This window comes from Novosphingobium lentum NBRC 107847, assembly GCF_001590965.1.
Classification (GTDB): domain Bacteria; phylum Pseudomonadota; class Alphaproteobacteria; order Sphingomonadales; family Sphingomonadaceae; genus Novosphingobium; species Novosphingobium lentum.
In genome coordinates this window covers 47,616-67,527 of sequence record NZ_BCTW01000006.1, presented here as the reverse complement: position 1 = coordinate 67,527, position 19,912 = coordinate 47,616, and the positions used below count along the sequence as shown (strand labels likewise).

General features: G+C 66.5%; 20 protein-coding genes. 13 read left to right on the top strand and 7 right to left on the bottom strand.

Annotated elements, in window-relative coordinates; all coding sequences use genetic code 11:
• Positions 1–83: 83 nt before the first annotated feature.
• Genes mobA through fdhD form a run of 4 tightly spaced genes read left to right on the top strand, consistent with a single transcriptional unit; the run spans position 84 to position 4,509 of the window.
• Positions 84–617 carry a molybdenum cofactor guanylyltransferase gene (gene mobA, locus NL2_RS06685; RefSeq protein WP_068073231.1) on the top strand — a complete coding sequence of 178 codons (534 nt, stop codon included), beginning with the start codon at positions 84–86 and terminating at the stop codon, positions 615–617.
• Positions 607–3,453 carry a formate dehydrogenase subunit alpha gene (gene fdhF, locus NL2_RS06680; protein WP_068073229.1) on the top strand — a complete coding sequence of 949 codons (2,847 nt, stop codon included), beginning with the start codon at positions 607–609 and terminating at the stop codon, positions 3,451–3,453. Before mobA ends, fdhF begins: the two co-directional genes overlap by 11 nt.
• Positions 3,450–3,728 (top strand): formate dehydrogenase subunit delta, encoded by a 279-nt coding sequence (locus tag NL2_RS06675; protein WP_245647601.1) that lies wholly within the window; start codon positions 3,450–3,452, stop codon positions 3,726–3,728. Before fdhF ends, NL2_RS06675 begins: the two co-directional genes overlap by 4 nt.
• Positions 3,718–4,509 carry a formate dehydrogenase accessory sulfurtransferase FdhD gene (gene fdhD, locus NL2_RS06670; protein WP_068073227.1) on the top strand — a complete coding sequence of 264 codons (792 nt, stop codon included), beginning with the start codon at positions 3,718–3,720 and terminating at the stop codon, positions 4,507–4,509. Before NL2_RS06675 ends, fdhD begins: the two co-directional genes overlap by 11 nt.
• A 19-nt stretch (positions 4,510–4,528) precedes the next feature.
• Here fdhD and NL2_RS06665 read toward each other — a convergent pair whose 3' ends face one another.
• Entirely contained in the window at positions 4,529–4,879 is a 351-nt protein-coding gene (locus tag NL2_RS06665) for a response regulator (protein ID WP_068073225.1), read from the bottom strand.
• 199 nt (positions 4,880–5,078) lie between these two features.
• On the opposite strand from NL2_RS06665, the gene NL2_RS06660 reads away from it, so the two are divergent.
• From NL2_RS06660 to NL2_RS06640, 5 genes are all read left to right on the top strand, one after another.
• A complete protein-coding gene (locus NL2_RS06660; RefSeq protein WP_245647600.1) occupies positions 5,079–5,828 on the top strand; it encodes an energy transducer TonB in 750 nt (249 codons plus the stop codon).
• A 190-nt stretch (positions 5,829–6,018) separates the two neighbouring features.
• Positions 6,019–8,373: a glycosyltransferase family 4 protein gene (locus NL2_RS06655; protein WP_174522595.1), complete on the top strand. Its 2,355-nt coding sequence runs from the start codon at positions 6,019–6,021 to the stop codon at positions 8,371–8,373.
• A complete protein-coding gene (locus NL2_RS06650; RefSeq protein ID WP_245647599.1) occupies positions 8,324–9,634 on the top strand; it encodes a glycoside hydrolase family 130 protein in 1,311 nt (436 codons plus the stop codon). The genes NL2_RS06655 and NL2_RS06650 overlap by 50 nt, the downstream gene beginning before the upstream one ends.
• A gap of 47 nt (positions 9,635–9,681) precedes the next feature.
• Positions 9,682–10,722 carry a mannose-1-phosphate guanylyltransferase gene (locus NL2_RS06645; protein WP_068073221.1) on the top strand — a complete coding sequence of 347 codons (1,041 nt, stop codon included), beginning with the start codon at positions 9,682–9,684 and terminating at the stop codon, positions 10,720–10,722.
• Positions 10,719–11,561 (top strand): class I mannose-6-phosphate isomerase, encoded by an 843-nt coding sequence (locus NL2_RS06640; protein ID WP_245647598.1) that lies wholly within the window; start codon positions 10,719–10,721, stop codon positions 11,559–11,561. The genes NL2_RS06645 and NL2_RS06640 overlap by 4 nt, the downstream gene beginning before the upstream one ends.
• 11 nt (positions 11,562–11,572) lie before the next feature.
• Here the strand turns inward: NL2_RS06640 and NL2_RS06635 are convergent, their stop codons facing one another.
• Together NL2_RS06635 and NL2_RS06630 are read right to left on the bottom strand one after the other, a co-directional pair.
• On the bottom strand, positions 11,573–14,143 hold the full coding sequence (locus NL2_RS06635) for an HWE histidine kinase domain-containing protein (RefSeq protein WP_068073217.1): 2,571 nt from the start codon (positions 14,141–14,143) through the stop codon (positions 11,573–11,575).
• A gap of 2 nt (positions 14,144–14,145) precedes the next feature.
• On the bottom strand, positions 14,146–14,766 hold the full coding sequence (locus NL2_RS06630) for a biliverdin-producing heme oxygenase (RefSeq protein ID WP_157083072.1): 621 nt from the start codon (positions 14,764–14,766) through the stop codon (positions 14,146–14,148).
• Between the two features lie 320 nt (positions 14,767–15,086).
• Between NL2_RS06630 and NL2_RS21050 the strand changes: the two genes are divergently transcribed.
• On the top strand, positions 15,087–15,260 hold the full coding sequence (locus NL2_RS21050; protein ID WP_157083071.1) for a hypothetical protein: 174 nt from the start codon (positions 15,087–15,089) through the stop codon (positions 15,258–15,260).
• Positions 15,261–15,289: 29 nt separating this feature from the next.
• Positions 15,290–15,889: a hypothetical protein gene (locus NL2_RS21045; protein WP_157083070.1), complete on the top strand. Its 600-nt coding sequence runs from the start codon at positions 15,290–15,292 to the stop codon at positions 15,887–15,889.
• Between the two features lie 15 nt (positions 15,890–15,904).
• On the opposite strand, the gene NL2_RS06625 is transcribed toward NL2_RS21045, so the two are convergent.
• Genes NL2_RS06625 through NL2_RS06615 form a run of 3 tightly spaced genes read right to left on the bottom strand, consistent with a single transcriptional unit; the run spans position 15,905 to position 18,155 of the window.
• Positions 15,905–16,204, bottom strand: coding sequence for a hypothetical protein (locus NL2_RS06625; protein WP_068073214.1), 300 nt, complete (start codon positions 16,202–16,204; stop codon positions 15,905–15,907).
• The gene (locus NL2_RS06620; RefSeq protein ID WP_068073212.1) at positions 16,204–16,947 is read right to left on the bottom strand and encodes a hypothetical protein; all 744 of its coding nucleotides are present in this window, start codon (positions 16,945–16,947) and stop codon (positions 16,204–16,206) included. Before NL2_RS06620 ends, NL2_RS06625 begins: the two co-directional genes overlap by 1 nt.
• Positions 16,947–18,155, bottom strand: coding sequence for a toxic anion resistance protein (locus tag NL2_RS06615; RefSeq protein WP_068073210.1), 1,209 nt, complete (start codon positions 18,153–18,155; stop codon positions 16,947–16,949). The genes NL2_RS06620 and NL2_RS06615 overlap by 1 nt, the downstream gene beginning before the upstream one ends.
• Before the next feature lie 222 nt (positions 18,156–18,377).
• Between NL2_RS06615 and NL2_RS06610 the strand changes: the two genes are divergently transcribed.
• Together NL2_RS06610 and NL2_RS06605 are read left to right on the top strand one after the other, a co-directional pair.
• Positions 18,378–18,773 carry an MAPEG family protein gene (locus NL2_RS06610; protein ID WP_068073208.1) on the top strand — a complete coding sequence of 132 codons (396 nt, stop codon included), beginning with the start codon at positions 18,378–18,380 and terminating at the stop codon, positions 18,771–18,773.
• A complete protein-coding gene (locus NL2_RS06605) occupies positions 18,766–19,497 on the top strand; it encodes an SDR family NAD(P)-dependent oxidoreductase (protein WP_245647597.1) in 732 nt (243 codons plus the stop codon). Before NL2_RS06610 ends, NL2_RS06605 begins: the two co-directional genes overlap by 8 nt.
• Positions 19,498–19,512: 15 nt before the next feature.
• On the opposite strand, the gene NL2_RS06600 is transcribed toward NL2_RS06605, so the two are convergent.
• Positions 19,513–19,809, bottom strand: a complete 297-nt coding sequence (locus NL2_RS06600; RefSeq protein ID WP_157083069.1) for a hypothetical protein — start codon at positions 19,807–19,809, stop codon at positions 19,513–19,515.
• Positions 19,810–19,912: the final 103 nt, after the last annotated feature.

The window sequence follows — 19,912 nt, the reverse complement described above, 5'->3', positions numbered from 1 at the left end:
GATGAGCGGGAAAAGTACAATTCCGAAATTCCGCTCATCCTGAGCCGGTCGAAGGATGCTCACGGCCCTGGGCACCGCACGCCATGATCCTCGGCGCGGTCCTCGCCGGTGGGCAATCCTCGCGCTTCGGCAGCGACAAGGCGCTGGCCGAGCTTGACGGTCGCACGCTGATCGCCCGCGCGGTCGAGGCGCTGGAGGGGCTGTGCGACGCGGTGGTGGTGATCGGCCGCGAAACCGCCCCTGCACCGACGCTGCCCGACTGGCCGCGCGCGGGGATGGGGCCGCTCGCCGGGCTCGCCGCCGCGCTGCACCACGCCGCCGATGCGGGATACGCGGCGGTGCTGAGCGTCGCGGTCGATTCGATCGGGCTGGGGGATGGCCTGCTGCACGATCTGTCGCCCGCGCCCGCCTTTGTCGCCAGCCAGCCGGTGATCGGGCTGTGGCCCGCCACCGCATCAGCCACGCTCGACGCCTTGCTCGAAAGCGATGGCCGTCATTCGGTGCTGGCTTTTGCCGAAGCGATCGGCGCGCGGGCGGTGCACCTTGCGGAACAACCTGCTAATATCAACACACCGGCAGACCTGAAGTCCGCCGAGGAGCGCAACCATGGGCTATGAACGTCAGGCCGATTTCGGCACGCCGGAAGTCGTCTCGGACCAGACCGTGACGTTGACCATCGACGGACGCGCCGTGGCGGTCCCGGCGGGCACCACGGTGATGCGCGCGGCGGCGGTCAGCGGCGGATCGATCCCCAAGCTGTGCGCCAGCGACAACCTGCAGCAGTTCGGATCGTGCCGTCTGTGCCTGGTCGAGATCGACGGGATGCGCGGCACGCCAGCGTCGTGCACCACCCCAGTGGCGGAAGGGATGGCTGTCCATACCCAGACCGCGCGGTTGCAGAAGCTGCGCAAGGGGGTGATGGAACTGTACATCTCCGATCACCCGCTCGATTGCCTGACGTGTTCCGCCAACAACGATTGCGAATTGCAGGACCAGGCCGCCGCCGTGGGCCTGCGCGACGTGCGCTATGGCTATCAGGGCGAGAACCACCTCGACCAGCCGGTCGACACCTCGAACCCCTATTTCGATTTCGACCCCAGCAAGTGCATCGCCTGTTCGCGCTGCGTGCGCGCGTGCGATGAAGTGCAGGGCACGTTCGCGCTGACCATCGACGGGCGCGGCTTTGCCTCCAAAGTCAGCGCCGGGCTGGCCTCGGACAATTTTCTCGGTTCCGAATGCGTCAGCTGCGGCGCCTGCGTGCAGGCCTGTCCGACCGCGACGCTGCAGGAAAAGGCGGTCAAGGAGATCGGCAAGCCCGAGCGTGCGGTGGTGACGACATGCGCCTATTGCGGGGTCGGCTGCACCTTCCGCGCCGAGATGCGGGGCGAGCAGCTGGTGCGGATGGTGCCGTGGAAGGACGGCAAGGCCAATCGCGGGCACAGTTGCGTCAAGGGCCGCTTCGCCTGGGGGTACGCGCAGCACCAGGACCGCATCCTGTCGCCGATGATCCGGACAAGCATCGACCAGCCATGGCAGGAAGTGAGCTGGGAGGTCGCGCTGGCCCACACCGCATCGGAACTGAAGCGGATTGCCGCGCAATACGGGCGGCTGGCGCTGGGCGGGATCACCTCCAGTCGCTGCACCAACGAGGAGACGTTCCTGGTCCAGAAGCTGGTGCGCGCCGGGTTCGGCAACAACAACGTCGATACGTGCGCGCGCGTGTGCCATTCGCCCACCGGCTATGGCCTGAAGACCACCTTCGGCACGAGCGCGGGGACGCAGGACTTCGATTCGGTCGAGGACAGCGACGTGATCCTGGTGATCGGCGCCAACCCGACCGACGGGCACCCGGTGTTCGCCAGCCGGATGAAGCGGCGGCTCAGGCAGGGCGCGAAGCTGATCGTGATCGACCCGCGCCGCACCGACCTGGTGCGTTCGCCACACGTCGAGGCGGACTATCACCTGCCCTTGCGCCCCGGCACCAACGTCGCCGTGCTGACCGCGATGGCGCACGTGATCGTGACCGAGAGACTGGCCGACGAGGCGTTCATCCGCGAACGCTGCGACTGGGACGAATATGCGCACTGGGCTGACTTCGTCTCCGACCAGCGCCACAGCCCCGAATTCCTCGAACCTGTCACCGGCGTTCCTGCGGCGGACGTTCGCGCGGCGGCGCGGCTCTATGCCACGGGAGGAAACGGGGCGATTTATTATGGCCTGGGCGTAACCGAGCACAGCCAGGGCTCGTCCACCGTCATGGCCATCGCCAACCTTTCGATGGTGACCGGCAACATCGGCCGGCGCGGCGTGGGCGTGAACCCGTTGCGCGGGCAGAACAACGTGCAGGGCGCGTGCGACATGGGGTCGTTCCCGCACGAACTGTCGGGCTACCGCCACGTCTCCGATGCCGCCGCGCGCGCGCTGTTCGAGGGCGAGTGGGGCGTGGCGATCGATCCCGAGCCGGGCCTGCGCATCCCCAACATGCTCGATGCCGCGACCGATGGCACGTTCAAGGCGCTCTACATCCAGGGGGAGGACATTCTCCAGTCCGATCCCGACACGCACCACGTCGCCGCCGGGCTTGCGGCGATGGAATGCGTGATCGTCCACGACTTGTTCCTCAATGAAACTGCCAACTACGCGCACGTGTTCCTGCCGGGTTCGACGTTCCTCGAAAAGAACGGCACGTTCACGAACGCCGAACGCCGCATCCAGCCGGTGCGCAAGGTGATGGAGCCTTTGAACGGCTACGAGGACTGGCAGGTCACGCAGGAGCTGGCGCGCGCGATGGGGCTGGAGTGGACCTACACCCACCCGAGCGAGATCATGGACGAGATCGCGCGGCTGACCCCGACATTCGCGGGCGTCAGTTTCGCGCGGCTCGACGCCGAGGGATCGCTGCAGTGGCCGGTTACGGCCGATGCGCCCGATGGCAGCCCGATCATGCACATCGACGGGTTCGTGCGCGGGAAAGGCAAGTTCGTGGTGACCGACTACGTCCCGACCGACGAACGCACCGGGCCCCGGTTCCCGCTGCTGCTGACCACGGGGCGCATCCTGTCGCACTACAACGTCGGCGCGCAGACGCGGCGCACCGCCAATGTCGCGTGGCATCCCGAAGACCTGCTCGAAATCCACCCCACCGACGCCGAGAATCGTGGGCTGAAATCGGGCGACTGGGTGCGGCTCGCCAGCCGGTCGGGCGAGACGACCTTGCGCGCTACCGTCACCGACCGCGTCGCGCCGGGCGTGGTCTACACCACGTTCCACCACCCCGCGACGCAGGCCAATGTCGTCACCACCGACTTCTCCGACTGGGCCACCAACTGCCCCGAATACAAAGTCACGGCGGTGCAGATCACCCCCTCGAACGGGCCGAGCGAATGGCAGGAGGATTACGCGGCGCAGGCCACGCAGTCGCGCCGCATCGCCCCGGCAGAGGCTGCGGAATGAGCAGCCATACGCCAAAGACCACTGGCGACAAGCTGGTCTACATGGCCAACCAGATCGCCCTGAATCTGGCGCTCGACGACAATCCCGTGGCCGCGACCGCCGACCACATCGCGCATTTCTGGGACCCCCGGATGAAGGCGATGATCTTCGCCGACGACCGTTCGCGGCTGTCGCCGATTGCGCGCGATGCCATCGCGGTGCTGGCGCGCGGCCACGAACCGACATCGCAGACCCGCGCGACCGATCCGCAGGCCCACGGCACCGATGCCGGGTGAGGGCGCGCGCCTAACCGGGTTGCGCGAAGTCTTTGCCGATGGCCGGTCTCCGCAGGCGGTGGACCGCGCGATTCCGGTCGAGGCGCCGGTGGCGGTGGAAATCAACGGCATCGGCTATGCGGTGATGATGGCGACGCCGGCCGATCTGGAAGACTACGCGCTGGGCTTCTGCCTGTCGGAACAGCTGATTGACCGGGCGGCGGATTTCGACAGCGCGCAGGCCAGCGCAATCGACGGGGGCGGCTGGATGTTGCGCATCCAGCTGTCGGCCGAACGCGCCGCGCCGCTGATCGAACGCGCGCGTGTGCGCCTGTCCGAAGGCAGCTGCGGATTGTGCGGGATCGAAAGTCTGGAGCAGGTGCTGCGCCCGCTGCCGCCGGTGACCGCACGGCTCGCTGTCGCGCCTGCCGCGATCTTTGCCGCCGCGGCCGCGCTGCCCGCTCGCCAGCCGCTGGGCCGCAGGACCCGCGCGGTCCATGCCGCCGCGTTCTGCCGGCCCGACGGGGAGATCGTGACGGTGCGCGAGGATGTCGGGCGGCACAATGCGTTCGACAAGCTGATCGGGGCGCTGGCGCGGGACGGGATCGATCCGGCAAGCGGTTTCGTCTTGCTGACCGCGCGGTGCAGTTTCGAACTGGTGCAGAAGGCGATCATCGCGGGTTGCCCGCTACTGGCGACGATTTCGGCGGCATCGACGCTGGCGGCGGACCAGGCGGCGGCGCACGGCTTGCGGCTGGCCAGCCTCGTGCGCCCCGACAGCTATCTCGACCACACCCCCTGACGCGGCGGTCTGACCGGCCTCAGGCCGCGACCGCCATCGCCAGCAGCGCATCTTTCAGCGTGGCCATGCTCACCGGCTTGGTCAGCAGCGGGGCTGGCGGAATGTCGCCGTCCGGATCGAGCGAGGAATGGCCGCTCAGATAGCAGAACGGCGTCCCGTCGCTCCGCAGCCGTTCGGCCACGGGCACCGAGGTGGCGTTGTGGCCCAGGCTGAAGTCGAGCAGCGCGCAATCGACCGCGTCACGGTCGAGCGCCGCCAGCGCCTGTTCCACCGTTGCCGCGACCGCAACCGGCTGATGGCCGAGTTCGAGGATGTTTTCTTCGAGCAACATCGCCAGCAGCGGTTCGTCTTCGACTACCAGAATACGCATTGCAGATCCCTCGCGCCGCCGATGGCGCGTCCTTCGCGACGTTCCATTTTTTGAACTTCCCGCGTCGGCAACTATACACCACCAACCGCACGGGAAGGAAGAATGACTTGGTCGCATTCGCAGCACATTTGGTAGCCTATCGGCGCGGTTGCGCGGTGGATTCACGCCGCACGCCGGAATTTTGCCGGCGTTGAAGCGGATGGCGTCGCCCGATTCGGCCCTGCCTGAGCGTTATGCCGACTCGCCCCGGCTCAGCCGGCGCGCGCGGGCCTGGATCATCGTGGCCATCGCGGTGATCCATGTCCTGCTGGCGTGGGGGATCGTCCATGCGCTGGGCGGCGTTTCGGCGGTGCTGTCCGACGTCGGCATAACGCCCACCGCCTATGACGTCGCGCTGCCAAAGCCCGAACCCGAGCCAAGCAAGTCCACGCCATCGCACGAGGCGCAGGGTGCGGCTGCGGCTGCGGCCCCCACGGCGCGTCCGCGCGAGGTGTCCGCGCCGCGCGCACGGCTGCCGGCCAAGATCATCGTGCCGCCCGTCGCCTCCACCGGATCGAGCCAGAGTTCGGGGGCGAGCAAGGCCGGGCAGGACACCGGCGGCGGCGGGCAGGGCAGCGGCACGGGCAGCGGCGGCAGCGGCAACGGTGCGGGCGGGGCCTATGTCGCGCAGAAGGCGGTCAAGACCGCCGGCGACATCACCTCTGCCCGCGACTATCCGCGCGACGGCCGCGAGGCGCGGCTGGGCCATAGCGTGATCGTGGCGCTGATGGTGGGAACCGACGGCCGGGTCCACGGTTGCACGATACACAAGGCGAGCAACGATGCCGTCGCCGATGCCATCACCTGCCGCCTGGTGATAGAGCGTTTCCGCTTCCGCCCGGCGATTGATCAGAACGGCAACCCGATCGAATCGACGTTCGGTTGGGAACAGCGCTGGTTTGCGCCCTGATGCTGCACATGCTCACATGTAATTGAGCGAACGCAGCAGAATCCGAAAAATCAAATTGCTGAATTGTCGGGTAAATTGCGATGAGTCGTTGTGTGCTTGCGGCATTTATGTTGCACTGCGGTGAAACCGAATCGGCCGCGCCGCGTTTGGTTCATCGAATGGACAGATTTCTCATCAGGGCTTTCGATCTATGACTGTGGAACAACCCGGAACGTTCACGATCGATCACGGCGCCAAGGCGCAAGTCCTGGACATGTTTCTGCGCGATCCGCTCAAGGGCGCGGCACCGCGCCGGGTGGCGCTGATCGGCGGCTATGCCCCGCGCAAGTGCGGCATCGCCACGTTCACCACCGACATTCACGAGCAACTGGCGCAGTATCACCCTGAAATCGATGTCGACCTCCATGTGATCGACAGCCCGACCGAAAACCACGACTACCCCATGGCGCGCGGCACGATCCGCGCCGACCGCGCTGAAGACTACCGCATCGCGGCGCGCCGCATGAACGAAGACGGCGTCGATGCGGTGTGGCTCCAGCACGAATACGGCATTTTCGGCGGCGAGAGCGGCGAGATGGTGCTCGATCTGGTCGATCGCATCGCCGCGCCGCTGATCGTGACGCTCCACACCGTGCTGAGCGATCCCTCGCCGCGCCAGCGTTCGATTCTCGAGCGACTGATGGCGCGCGCGTCGCGGATCATGGTCATGTCGCGCCATTCGGCCGAGCTGCTGTCGGCCAAGTACCAGGTCGATGCCGCGCGCGTGGCGGTGATTCCGCACGGGGCGCCCGATCGTCCGTTCGGCCGGACAGCGGCCTTCAAGCAGGCCGCCGGGCTTGCCCATCGCAACGTGCTGATGACGTTCGGGCTGCTCGGCCCCGGCAAGGGCCTGGAAACCGTGATCGAGGCGCTGCCCGCGATCGTGGAACGCCATCCCGGCACGCTTTACCGCATCGTCGGCGCGACCCACCCCAACCTCGTGGCGCAAGAGGGCGAGGCCTATCGCGAAAGCCTCATGGCCCAGGCCGAGGCGCTGGGCGTTTCGGACGCGATCGAATGGGACAACCGCTTTCTCGAGGTCGGCGAACTGCTCGACCAGCTCGAAGCCTGCGACATCTACCTCACGCCGTATCCCAACCTGCAGCAGTCGACGTCGGGCACGCTGAGTTATGCGGTCGCGCTGGGCAAGGCGGTGGTGTCCACGCCCTATGTCCACGCGATCGAACTGCTCGAAGGCGGGGTGGGCGAACTGATCGAACCGCGCTCGGCCGAGGCGATCGCCGCCGCGGTCAACCGTATGCTCGACGATCGCGACGCGCTCGATGCGATGCAGCGCCGGGCTTATGCGCGCGGTCGTGAAACGATCTGGCCGCGCTTTGCCGCCGCCGGCGCCGGGCTGGTCGAAGCCGTGGTCAAGACCGTGCCGCGCATCGCGCCGCTGCTGGCCGCGCCGGGCTTTTCGGGCGTGGCGGCGATGTGCGATGCCACCGGCATGTTCCAGCATTCGATCGGTATCGTGCCCGATCGCCGGCATGGCTACTGCCTTGACGACAATGTTCGCGCGCTGATGCTGGCGTGTGCTGCCGACGCGGTGCCGCGGGTCGAGCGCCAGCGCTGGGCGATGGTCTATGCCTCGTTCATCCAGCACGCGTGGAATCCGGAAGCCCAACGCTTCCGCAACTTCATGAACTTCGACCGCACCTGGTGCGAGGACGTCGGTTCGGATGACAGCAACGGACGCACATTGTGGGCGCTGGGCCACGCGGTGGCGGACGCGCCCGACGCGGGGTTGCGCGAATGGGCGCGGCGCTGGTTCGACATTGCGGTGGAGCCGCTGGGCAAGATGGATTCGCCGCGCGCGGTCGCCTTCACCATGCTCGGCGCCTGCGCGGTGCTGCGCGCCGAACCCGGCCACGGCGCAGCGATGGCGCTGGTCGAACGCGGCGCAGACTTGTTGCACCGGCTGCTCGATTCGGCGCGACGCCCCGACTGGGCGTGGTTCGAGACGGTGCTCGGCTATGACAATCCGCGCCTGTCGCAGGCGCTGATCGAGGCGGCGATGATCACCGGACGGCAGGACTGGCTGCATTCTGGGCTGGAATCGCTGCGCTTCATCGCCGACCAGCAGACGGCGGCCGACGGGCTGTTTCGCCCGATCGGTTCGGAAAGCTTCTTCCGCCATTTTGATTCGCTGCCGTTCGACCAGCAGCCGCTGGAAGCCTGGGCCGCGATCGATGCCGCTGCGGCCGCTTACGCCGCAACCGCCGGGCTCGATTGGCTGGGCCGCGCCGAATCCGCCTATCGCTGGTTCTTGGGCGCCAACGACCGCGGGATCGTGCTGGCGGACATCGCCAGCGGTCGCTGTCGCGACGGTATTACGCCGCGCGGCGCGAACGAGAATTGCGGAGCTGAATCCATTCTGGCATTCCAGCTTTCGCACTACGCGATGCAAGCGCTGGCCCAGCACGGTCGCCGCCCGAATGTGAGACAAAAGTTTGCAGAAACCCGGCGACCCGCCGCACCCCAGCTTGCGCATTCTGGATGAACGACTTCACGCCGATCCCTCGCGCGTAGTCCTCCGCCCGTTCCATCTGGGCTGGCAGGGGACCAGCGCGACGGGATCGCGCGCCTCGCGGCTCGTCGCCGATGTCATCGCGCTGAGCGAAGACGTGGCCGACGAGGAGTACGCGCACGTCCTCCACGATTTCAAGGAGCGGCACTGGCAGACCGAACAGATGTTCGATGAACGCTATGCCGAAGTGCAGCAATCGCTGGGCTTCGACGGCAGCGACTTGTCCGATGCGCGCAAGCGGCTGATCGGCGCCTACTTCTGCCATGAATATACGTATGCCGCTGCGGCGCTGATGAACCCCAGCATCGTGCCGCACCCCGATCAGTCGGGCATGGAAGACGGCTCGTGCCGGTTCGTGATGAGCCTGCGCGCGGTGGGCGAAGGGCACATCAGCTCGATCGTGTTCCGCGAGGGCATTGCCGAGGACACGGGCGACTTCTCGTTGTGGCCGCAAAGCGCGTTCGCGACCGCCGTGCAGATCGACGACGCGACGCTGGTGGATGACGACAGCGCGGTGACCGTCCACCGCCACGCCGAAAGCAGCCTGTCGAACAGCGTGATCTTCCCGATCACCGAACAGCAGCGCAACGGGCTGGAGGACTTGCGCCTCGTCCGGTTCGATCATGGCGACCAGGATTACGAATGGATCGGCACCTATACCGCCTATTCGGGCAGCTCGATCCGGTCCGAATTGCTGCGCACGCGCGATTTCCGCAGCTTCGTACTCGAACCGATCGACGGCAAGGCCGGGCGCAACAAGGGGATGGCGCTGTTCCCGCAAAAGGTCGCGGGGCAGTACTGCATGGTCGGGCGGCAGGACGGGAAGAACCTGTTCCTGATCCGCTCGGACAAGCTCGATTGCTGGGACGATGACGGCGTGCTGCTGATGGAACCGAAATTCCCGTGGGAGTTCATCCAGATCGGCAATTGCGGCAGCCCGATCCTGACCGACGCGGGCTGGCTGCTGTTCACCCACGGGGTGGGCGCGATGCGCAAGTACGCGCTGGGCTGCGCGCTGCTCGATCGTGACGATCCGTCCAAGATCATCGGCCGCACGTCGCGCCCGGTGCTGACCGCGATGGACGCCGACCGGTTCGGCTATGTGCCCAACGTGGTCTACACGTGCGGCGCGCTCAAGGTGGGTGAGCAACTGCTCATCCCCTACGGGATCTCGGACTCCGCGGTGGGCTTCGCCACCACCAGCGTGGCCGATCTTCTGGCACTGATGGACTGATCGGGCGTTCGCGTCGTGAATGTATCTCAAGGACGGCAAGGCAACTGATGGACAAGATTACCCCGGTCATCCTCTGCGGCGGCAGCGGAACGCGGCTGTGGCCGCGCTCGCGCAAGACCATGCCCAAGCCGTTCCTGCCACTGGTGGGCGATGACACGCTGTTCGAGGCGACCGTGCTGCGCTGCACCGCCGAGGCGCAGTTCGCCGATCCGGTGATCGTGACCGGCACCGCGCATCTCGACCACGTCGAGGCGCAGCTGCCGCATCCCGGCCGCGCGCACGTGATTGTTGAGCCCGAGGCCAAGAACACTGCCGCCGCGATCGCGCTCGCCGCGCTGCGCCTGCCCGTCGACGCGGTCATGCTGGTCTGCCCCAGCGACCACCACATCGGTGATTGCGATGCGTTCCAGCGCGCCGCCGCTGCCGCCGCCAATCTGGCGCGCGACGGCTGGCTGGTCGCGTTCGGAATCGAGGCGTCCACGCCCGAAACCGGCTTCGGCTACGTCAAGCAGGGCGCGGCGATTGCCGGCGCGGGCGGCTATCAGGTCGCGCGGTTCGTGGAAAAGCCCGATCGCCCGACTGCGGAGGCCTTCCTGGCCGACGGCGGCTATTCCTGGAACGGCGGGATCTTCGCGTTCCGCGCGGGCACGTTTCTGGATGAACTGGCCGCGTACCGCCCGGCGCTGGCCGCCGCTGTGCGCCGGTCGGTGGAGCAGGGCCATGCCGACGGCACGCGGTTCCATCCCGATCCGGCGGCATTCGCCGCGATCGACAGCGAATCGGTCGATTACGCGGTGATGGAAAACACCGCGCGCGCGGCGATGGTGCCCGCCGCGATGGCGTGGTCGGACATCGGCAACTGGCAGGCGCTGCACGAGGCGCTCGACCGCGACGATGGCGGCAACGCCGTGCGCGGCAACGTCGAGCTCAAGGATTGCAGCAACGTGCTGGTCCACAGCGACGGGCCACGCGTTTCGGTGATCGGCGTGTCCAACCTGATCGTAGTGGTCGATGGCGACGAAGTGCTGGTGTGCACGCCCGAAGGCGCGCAGCTGGTCGGCAAGCTGTCAGGCGCGGCGAACCAGTGACCGGGCCAGTGAACACGTCTTGCGCCAGCCTGCCGACGCGATCGGTCGAAAAGCCGTGGGGCAAGGACGTGCTGCCCGCGCCGTTCAGCGCGCCGCCCGGACAGCGGATCGGCGAAGTGTGGTTCGAGCCGCCGCCGGCGCTGGCCAGCCTGCTGGTCAAGTACATCTTCACCAGCGAGGCGCTGTCGGTGCAGGTGCATCCCGACGATGCGCAAGCCGCCGCTGCGGGCGAAACCGATAGCGAGGGCAAGGGGCAGGGCAAGGAAGAGTGCTGGCTGGTGATCGCCGCCGATCCCGGCGCGACGCTGGGCGTGGGCTTTTCGCGCGCGGCTTCCGCCGACGCGATGCGCGCCGCCGCGCTCGATGGCTCGATCGAGCAGCTGCTGGTGTGGCATCCGGTCCAGCCGGGCGATTTTTTCTATATCCCGGCGGGCACCGTCCACGCGATCGGTGCGGGCGTCAGCCTGATCGAGATCCAGCAGAACAGCGACATCACCTATCGCCTGTACGACTATGGCCGCCCGCGCGAACTGCATCTCGATGCGGGGATGGCGGTGGCGCGTGGCGAAGTGCACGATCCGGCGCTGCGCCGCCACATTCCCGATACGGGCACGGTCGAACTGGCGCGCGGTCGCTATTTTACCGCGCACCGGCTGGACGGGATGCCCGATGCGGCGCTGCTGGCGCAATACGATCGCCCGCTGCTGGTGATCCCGCGCCGGGGCACGGTGCGAATCGACGGCGGCACGACCGAGGTTGGCCAGTGCGGTCTGGCACCCTCTATAGCAGCGGTGACGTTCGATCCGGCGGGGCAAAGCGTGATCGTCCACCCCGCCTGACGTCGGCCCCCTCAGGTTTCGGAGGCTTGCGCCATCGCGTTTTCGAGGTCGGCCTTGGAATAAGGCTTCTGGATGACCGGGACCTTGTGCAGCGCACCGCCGGACAGGCCGTCGATCTCGCCATAGCCGGTTGCGAACGCGAACGGGATCCCGGCCTGCGCCAGCGCGCGCGCGGTCGGCTCGCTGGTTTCCGATCCGAGGTTGAAATCGAGCAGCGCGAAATCGGGCGCATCGCTGCGCAGGATCGCCAGCGCGGCATCGTTGCTGCTGGCCAGCTGCACCCGGGTCACGCCCAGTTCCAGCAGTGTTTCCTCCGCGTCGAGCGCGATGATCATGTTGTCTTCCAGCACCAGCACGTTGGCCGGCAACCCGGCGCCGGCGGGCGCAGGCGCTTGCTGCGCCGCGTCATCGCCCGAGGGGTCTTTGGCCTTCACATGTTCGCCTTCTGGTGCATCCTTGATGTAACGCGCCGGTATCACGAAATCTGCCTCCACTCCGCTTACTTTGTAGCGCACGACCGCTGCTCCCTTCAATTCGTAGGGTATCGAACGTTCGATGATCGTCGTGCCGAAGCCCTTGCGCGCCGGAAAGCGCACCGGCGGCCCGCCACGCTCGCGCCAGGCGATGGCCAGTTCTCCCACGGCAGTGCGCGACAAGCCGATCTCCAGCATGCCGTGCCGATCGCACAGGCTGCCGTACTTGGCGCTGTTGGTCATGAGCTCGTGGACCACCAGTGCCAGCACGGCATACGCCTCGGGCGCGACCAGCACGTCCGAGCCCAGCACCATGACGCGATCCGCCTTGTTCGAAAGATAGGCGCGCGCCTCGCTGTCGAGCAGTTCGCGCAGCGACGTCTCGCCCCAGTGGTTGCGGGTGATGTTGTCATGCGCCAGCGCCAGCGCATCGATCCGCCCGGCGACCAGGTCGGTGAAATCGGCGATGTCGATGGCTTCGTGGCGCGACTGGTTCACCAGCCCGCGGATCAGGTTGAGGATGTTGCGCACGCGGTGGTTCAGTTCGGCGATCAGCAGTTCCTGCTGCTGCTGCGCGCGGGCGCGTTCCTGCATCGCGTTGTCGGTGATGCGCAGGATCACCTCGAGCAGCGTGATGCGCAACGCTTCGGCCGAGCGCAGGTTCTCGTCCGACCACGCCGCCGAGGTGCCCTTGACCACTTGCTGCCACGCCTCGAAGCTTTTGCGCGGAGTCAGCCGCGCGCCGTTGGGTCCGTATTCCACCGGCTTTTCGGGATTGCCGGCCCAGCGCACGGCGTGAACCAGTTCGCGGCGCCACAGCACGATGTAGTCGCGCGGGCGGCGCGACACCGGGATCACCAGCGCACCCGGCGCGATGGCGGCAAACGCGGCGGCGGCGGGCAACTGGCGCTGCAGCGAATCGGTGGCGAACACGCTGCTGGTGGCGATCGTGTTGAGGAACGGGACCATCGCCAGGAACTGCTCGCGGGTGGGTGCCGTGCCTTGGGCGACGTACTCGCCCTCAACGAACAGGCTGACGCCATCGTGCGCGATCACCTGCCCCAGCAGCGGCACCAGCCGGTCGAAATTTTCGAGCAGCCCGCGCGATTCGCTGATCTGCGCCATCAGCCGGTCGTGGAGTTCCTGCCCCAGCCGGATGTCCTCGCGCTGGCGGTCGCCGATCTGCTGGTCGAGCAGCAGCGCGAACATCTGCGCGAACAGCTCCGACGTGGTGCGCAGCGCATAATCCAGCACGCGCGGGCTGTAATGGTGGCACGCAAACAGCCCCCACAGTTTGCCGCGCAGGATGATCGAGATCGACATCGATGCGCCTACGCCCATGTTGCGCAAGTATTCGATGTGGATCGGCGAGACCGCGCGCAACGTGCCCAGGCTCATGTCGAGCGGCTCGCCGGCCGGGCCGATCGTGGGTTCTACAGCCACGGTCGGATCATCGACGTCGCTGATGATCCTCAGGATGTTGCGCAAGTACAGGGCACGCGCCTGCGGCGGGATGTCGCTGGCGGGATAACGCAGGCCGAAAAAGCTGTCGAGTTCGGGCAGCCGCGCTTCGGCCACGACTTCGCCAGTGTCATCGGCGTGAAACTTGTAGACCATCACCCGGTCGAACCCGAGCAGGAGGCGCAGCTGGCGCGCGGCGGCATCGCACAGCGCCTCGACCGACTGCGTCTGTTCCAGCCGGCTCGTCATCGGCCGCAGCAGGCCGAAATGGCGATCGGGCGACTCCGCGCCGTGCCGCTCCCATTCGATCACAATCAAGCGGCCGGACACGTGCATCGCGACATCGAACAGCGCGCCGCCGGCCAGCGGCTGCACCCCGAACAGGCGCTCCAGCCCATCGTTGCCATGGATCTGCTGCAACCGCTGGCGGAAGGTGTCGATCAGGTCGATGCCGATGCAACCGGTCAGCGCCTCGCCCGGTTCGGGTTGACGCGCAAGACCCAGGAACTCGCCGAGGTTGGCCGAACGGTGCGCGATCAACCAGTCCGCCGTCACCGCGACCAGCGCGCCGAAGCTCTGGATCCGGCCGGGGATGTGAATCGGTTCGCGCGCGCAGCTGGTGAGATCGACCGTGGGAAATTCGACCATGTTCACGCCGCGACACCGGCGGGCAGCAGATCGAGCATCGTCGCGCACGCCGAAAAATGCGCAAACGCGGCCTGCGCTCCGCGCACCGCCGAGGCTTGGGCCAGCATGTCGGCGGGTGTTTCGGCGGGCTGGCCGATCCGCAGGCGCAGCTTGCGCCAGTAGCCCGCCATGGCCTCGCCCGACAGGAACCGGCGCGCCGTTGCAGGCGCGGCCGCGCCCAGTTGCGCCAGGATCGCGCGGTTGCCCAGGTGCGATCCGGCTACGACATAGGCGACGCCCAGCCACTCGCTGTCCAGCCCGTCGTCGCTGGCACGCGGCACGAACGCGGGGGCCAGCGCGGGAGGGTTTGCGCCCAGCGCCACAAGATCGCGCGCGATCAGCGGCAGCTGCGGCGGCGGCATCTCGCCGGTAGGGGCATGGCTGGCCAGCCATGCTTCGATCCCGGCGCGGGCCATGTGCTGGAACGACAGGAAGGTGCACAGATCGCGGGTGCTCGCCATGTCGAGCGCGGCCATCGCATCGTCCAGCGTCTGGTGCGCCGATCGCGTGGCGCTGCGCAGCGTGTCGCGCAGCGAAGGACCGGCCACGACGTCCGCAGGCTGGAATGCGGTACGGTCTGTCATTCGCGTCAAGCAACTTCCCCGGGTGATCGGTGCGGCAGATGGTGGTGGATCGATCCGGCGAGCGAGGCACCGTGCATCATTCGAAATCCCACCCGATTCAGTGCGAAACCGGAAAAACGATCCCGCCTAGAACTCCAATGTCGGCGGGCGTCTATGGTTCCCCGAAACGGGGCAATTTCAGCGATGGTGGCGTCCTGCGAGTTTTGCCGCCTCGTTTCGGAGTGCACGCAGAGGCTGGGCGGAGGGTAGGGGCTGTCGCCTATGAACAAACCTGTCCTTTTATCGTCATCCAGAACTCGTTTCAGGATCCATCGGGCAGCTTGACCGACATTGGCAGAATTGCTGGAAACCGCGCCGAAAAGCCCATTGAACCATTCGCGATACGGGCGGAGGAATGGATCCTGAAACAAGTTCGGGATGACGAAATCGGTTTAATCTGGCCGTTGGCGATGGTTTCCGCGCAAACTATTGCGCCGAAGCAACGGGTCCGGTAGCAAGACGAAGCATTGCATTCGGGGGCGGAATGGTCCGGTATACAGAAAAGAAGAATCCGGCTTATTATTCGCGGCGGTTTTTCGGGTTAGAAGCGATAGGCTTTCGCAAAGCCTTGCTGCTACTTTTTGCTATCACTATTTTCGGACCGCTAGTTTTTTTAGGGGGGTGCATTTTTCCAGTTGACGGAGTGGTCGGTCGAGTTCCCGAAGAAAAAGAGTTGAGTGGCTTCGTCGGAAAATTGACCGATCGGTATCGCGGGACTTACTCATTTGACGCCAATGGGGGGCCGCTCAATCTAATCTGCAGCTGGCCGCCGCGCAGAGGAGGCACGTTCGATTGCCTTTCAGATAAAATTTCCCAAAAGGATCGGATCAGAGTCGAATTCTGGCCAAAATACGATTTGTTGATGGATGTTCGATCGGAAGCCGGAAATATCGTGTACATGAATTACGCAGATAGAAGGGAGTCAGTAAACCGATTGATCAAAGTGGTCGCATATCACAAAGAGCACAGATTTGCGATGATGTACGATCCCATAAACATCAAATTGATGATCGGATTTGATCTTATTTTATTTGTTATGTTGATCGTTGCTTGGCAGACAACATCTAAGAATTCTGTTCAATGATCGTGATCAAATTATTCACTTCAACAACTTCGTGCCCTTGTCGCGGATTCCGCCCTCGATCATCTTGCCGACGAAGCCCAGTTGCGGCGGTAGGTCGACGGTGACCACCATCTGGTGCTCCTCGACAGCGACTTCGGCGCCGACGAACTGGCCCATCGCGGTGATGCCCAGTGTCATGTGGTCCTCGTCGATCCAGTCGTTCTCGACATTGGCGAGCCCGCCACCGGGAAGGAAATCGACGATCTCGCCGCTGCGTGCTTTCAGGCGGCGGCGCACTTCCTCGCGCGGCAGCGATTGGGGGATCGCGATGCGCATCAGCCGGCTCCTGCGGCGGGCGGCCCTTCGATCGCGCCGCCGTACTTGTAGTCGAGAAAGCGACCCTGGATCGCCAGCGCATCGAGATCGCCCGCCGCCAGCTGGCGCGTCACGTCGTCGATCTCGCGGCTGATCTTGCCCAGGCCGTCGGCTAGCTGCTGATCGGCGCTGCGCCCCTCGCGCTGTTCGGAGCGCAAGTGCGCCGGGATGCGGCGATAGCTGGCGACCATGCCGGGCAGGTGTTCGCCCACCAGCTTGCGCACTTCCTGCGCGGCGGGCTGGGCCTGGTCGATGCCCTGCAACTGCAGCCCCAGCGCATCGAGCTGCACCCCGATCTGGTCGACCAGCTGGACCGCAGGGGCGGGCAGCGCGGGGCGCTGCGCCTCCAGCCACAGTTCGGTGCGGCCGACCATCTGCCGCACGTCGCCGGTGTTCAGCGTGGCGAGATCGGGCACTTTCATCCGGGGATAGCGCCCGAACACGAAGCTGGCGGCGATCACTGCCAGCACTGCCACGAACAGCCCGGTCAGGCCGATGCCGTTGATCACCATCCCCGCCACCATCGTGGCCAGCACGATCGCACCGATCGCCATGGCCAGCCGCGCCAGCTTGCCCGCATAATGCTGGCGCTTCAGATCGGCCGACCGCTGGCCGATCGAGCGGCGCCCGCCCGCCTGCTGGCGCGCCAGCGTCTGGCGCGCTTCGGCCAGCGTACGGCTGCTGTCGTGAGCGGGGCTCGGCATCAGCCCTCCAGGCTCAGGATCGACGGCGCTTCACCGCCGGTCAGCTTGGCTTGCGCGGCACCTTCGGCGCGCGCGATGTAACCGCGCGATTTCTCGACTTCGCCCGACAGCGTCTCGACCGTCTGCTTCATCGCATCCAGCGCCTTCAGCTTGAACGTGTCGATGTTGTCCATCGTGTCGTAGATGTTCTGGAACGCGCGCTGCAGCGTTTCCAAGGGGATGGTGCTGGCGGCGGCCTGTTCGTGGATCTTGCCGGTCTGTTCGCGCAGCAGTTTGCCGGTCGAATCGATCAGGCCTGCGGTGGTGGTGTTCAGCGCGGTGATCTGCTGCAGCACCAGCCGCTGGTTGGTCATCGCCTGTGCCACGGTCACCGCCGTGCGCAGCGCGCCGACGGTGGTGGTGCTGGCGCGATCGACGCCCTTGACCAGTTCGACGTTGTTCTTCTTGACCAGGTCGAGCGCGAGATAGCCCTGCACCGTCACCGCCATCTGGGTGAGCAGGTCCTGCGTGCGCTGGCGGGTGTAGAACAGCGCGCTCTCGCGCACCGCCTTGGCCTTGCCCGGATCGCTGTGATCGAGATCGAGCGCGGCATCTTCCAGCTTCTGGTCCAACGTGCGCGAGATCAGGATCATCTGCTCCAGCTTGCCCATCGCCTCCCACAGCTTGCCGCGCTCGACGTCGATCGCGGCGTTGTCCATCAGCAGTTCGTCCTTGCCCGACGACAGCCGCGCGAGGATCGCCTGGATGTGCCCTTGCGCCGAGGTGTAGCCGTCGAAGTAGCGCTTCATCTTGTTGCCGAACGGCAGGATGCCGAGGAACTTGCGGGTGGAGGACAGGTTGCCCTGCCGGCCCGGATCGAGCTCTTCCACCGTGCGGCGCAGTTCGGCCAGGTTGGCGCCGACGCCGCTGTCCTTGTCCATCGAGCGGATCGGGCGATCGAGGAAACGGTTCGACATGGCTGATGCGGCGGCGATTTCCTTGCGCCCCATCGCGGTCAACTGGTCCACGCGCTTGCCGAATTCGGGGCTGGCGGCGTCCTGCGCGATCAGGTCGGCGACGAAAGCATCGGCCTTGGCTTCCAGCTTGGAGCGGTTGTCGTCGCTGACCGGCACCAGCCCGGCAGCCTGCGACGGCGCCACCACGGGCACCGGATCGGGCGGGGTCAGCTCCAGCTTGAAGCCGGTCGCGGTTTCGGGGGTGGTGGCCATGGTCCCTTGCGTCCTTCGCATATCCTGACGCGCTATGTGGTGTGCCGCGCGTGTCGTGGCAAGCTGTATTAGGGATGTAAGACACGCCCGGCAAGTGGTGCTGCCGGGATGGATGCGCGTGACCGACGCGCAGACCGCGCTCGACACTGCTCTCGACACCGCTCTCGACAGTGGGCCCGCGTGCCTGCAGACTGGACACAATCATAACGGGGGAAACGCATCATGCCTGTAGAACTGACCATCCTCGCCTGGGCCGCCGTGCTGCTGTTCGTGCACATCTTCACCGCCGTGGGGGTCAAGACCATACAGTACGGGTCGGACTGGAACATGGGCGCGCGCGACGAGACGATGCCGCCACTGAACCCGGTGGCCGGCCGGCTGGAACGCGCGCGTGACAACTTTCTCGAAACACTGCCGATCGCGATCATTGCGCTGCTGGGTGTGGTGGTGGCGGGCAAGTCCAGCGCGGGCACGGCGCTGGGCGGGTGGATCTGGCTGGGCGCGCGGGCAGTCTATCTGCCGCTGTACTGGGCCGGCGTGCCCAAGGTGCGGACGCTGGTGTATCTGGCCAGCGTGGTCGGGCTGGTGATGGTGCTGAAGCCGCTGCTCCTTGGCTGACGCGCCGTTGCGCTGCGCGGTGTTCGGCGCGTCGGGCGGGATCGGCGCGGCGCTGGCAAGCGCGCTGTGCAATCGCGATGACGTGGCCGAAGTCTACGCCGCCAGCCGCAGCGGTGACGTGCCGGTCCACGTCAAGGCGGTGCCGCTCGCGTTCGACCTGGCCGACGAGGCCAGCATCGCGGCGGCAGCAGCGCGGATGGGCGCGAGCGGACCGATCGACCTCGCGATCGTCGCCACCGGCATCCTCCACCGCGCCGACGGCGGCGGGCCGGAGAAATCCTGGCGCGCGCTCGAAGCGGGCGCGCTGGCGGAATTGTACGCCGTCAACGCGATCGGGCCGGCGATGATCGCCAGGCATGTGCTGCCGCTGTTGCCACGGGATCGCCGCGCGGTGTTCGCGGCGCTGTCCGCGCGGGTCGGGTCGATCGGCGACAACCGGCTGGGCGGATGGCACGCCTATCGCGCGTCGAAGGCCGCGCTCAACATGCTGGTGCGCAACTTCGCGATCGAACTGGCGCGCACGAACCGGCAGGCGATCGCGGTGAGCCTCCATCCCGGCACGGTCGACAGCGGGCTGTCGCGGCCGTTCCAGAAAGGCGTTTCGGCAGAGCGGTTGTTCGGCCCGGCCGATGCGGCGGGGCATTTGCTGCAGGTGATCGACGGGTTGCAACCCGCAGACAGCGGCGGGCTGTTTGCGTGGGATGGCGCGGCGATCCCGTTCTGATCGACCCCGTTCGGCTCAACCGCCCAGCAGGCGGCGTCCCAGCGTGCGCAGGCGCCCGGCGCGCGGCGGTTCGGGCAGGGTCTGCCCGGTCACGTCGAGCAGGTACTTGGCCAGGATCAGCGCCTGGTTGCGCGTCATCAGGAAGTGGCGCGAATCGACCCCGTGGTCGCGCAGCGAAGACTTGGCAGTGCTCTGCACGCACAAGTCGATGCCCTTGGTGAACGGGGTGTGCGTCCAGCCGACCAGCACGCCGTAATCCTCGCTGTTCGACTTCGCGGGCGTCTTCGTGCGCTCCAGCGTGTCCGCAATCATGATTTCTCCTCCGCCCACCATTTCTGTTTGGGCCGAAGAAATGCTTTTATCGCGCGTCCGTCAAGAGTGCGTGTGCTTTGCCCGCTGGGGCGACCCGCTCCGA

Bases quoted from the DNA above. Each gene is read 5' to 3' on its own strand.
- mobA (WP_068073231.1), top strand. From the start codon at position 84: ATGATCCTCGGCGCGGTCCTCGCCGGTGGGCAATCCTCGCGCTTCGGC.
- fdhF (WP_068073229.1), top strand. From the start codon at position 607: ATGGGCTATGAACGTCAGGCCGATTTCGGCACGCCGGAAGTCGTCTCG.
- NL2_RS06675 (WP_245647601.1), top strand. From the start codon at position 3,450: ATGAGCAGCCATACGCCAAAGACCACTGGCGACAAGCTGGTCTACATG.
- fdhD (WP_068073227.1), top strand. From the start codon at position 3,718: ATGCCGGGTGAGGGCGCGCGCCTAACCGGGTTGCGCGAAGTCTTTGCC.
- NL2_RS06665 (WP_068073225.1), bottom strand. From the start codon at position 4,879: ATGCGTATTCTGGTAGTCGAAGACGAACCGCTGCTGGCGATGTTGCTC.
- NL2_RS06660 (WP_245647600.1), top strand. From the start codon at position 5,079: ATGGCGTCGCCCGATTCGGCCCTGCCTGAGCGTTATGCCGACTCGCCC.
- NL2_RS06655 (WP_174522595.1), top strand. From the start codon at position 6,019: ATGACTGTGGAACAACCCGGAACGTTCACGATCGATCACGGCGCCAAG.
- NL2_RS06645 (WP_068073221.1), top strand. From the start codon at position 9,682: ATGGACAAGATTACCCCGGTCATCCTCTGCGGCGGCAGCGGAACGCGG.
- NL2_RS06635 (WP_068073217.1), bottom strand. From the start codon at position 14,143: ATGGTCGAATTTCCCACGGTCGATCTCACCAGCTGCGCGCGCGAACCG.
- NL2_RS06630 (WP_157083072.1), bottom strand. From the start codon at position 14,766: ATGACAGACCGTACCGCATTCCAGCCTGCGGACGTCGTGGCCGGTCCT.
- NL2_RS21045 (WP_157083070.1), top strand. From the start codon at position 15,290: ATGGTCCGGTATACAGAAAAGAAGAATCCGGCTTATTATTCGCGGCGG.
- NL2_RS06625 (WP_068073214.1), bottom strand. From the start codon at position 16,204: ATGCGCATCGCGATCCCCCAATCGCTGCCGCGCGAGGAAGTGCGCCGC.
- NL2_RS06620 (WP_068073212.1), bottom strand. From the start codon at position 16,947: ATGCCGAGCCCCGCTCACGACAGCAGCCGTACGCTGGCCGAAGCGCGC.
- NL2_RS06615 (WP_068073210.1), bottom strand. From the start codon at position 18,155: ATGGCCACCACCCCCGAAACCGCGACCGGCTTCAAGCTGGAGCTGACC.
- NL2_RS06610 (WP_068073208.1), top strand. From the start codon at position 18,378: ATGCCTGTAGAACTGACCATCCTCGCCTGGGCCGCCGTGCTGCTGTTC.
- NL2_RS06600 (WP_157083069.1), bottom strand. From the start codon at position 19,809: ATGATTGCGGACACGCTGGAGCGCACGAAGACGCCCGCGAAGTCGAAC.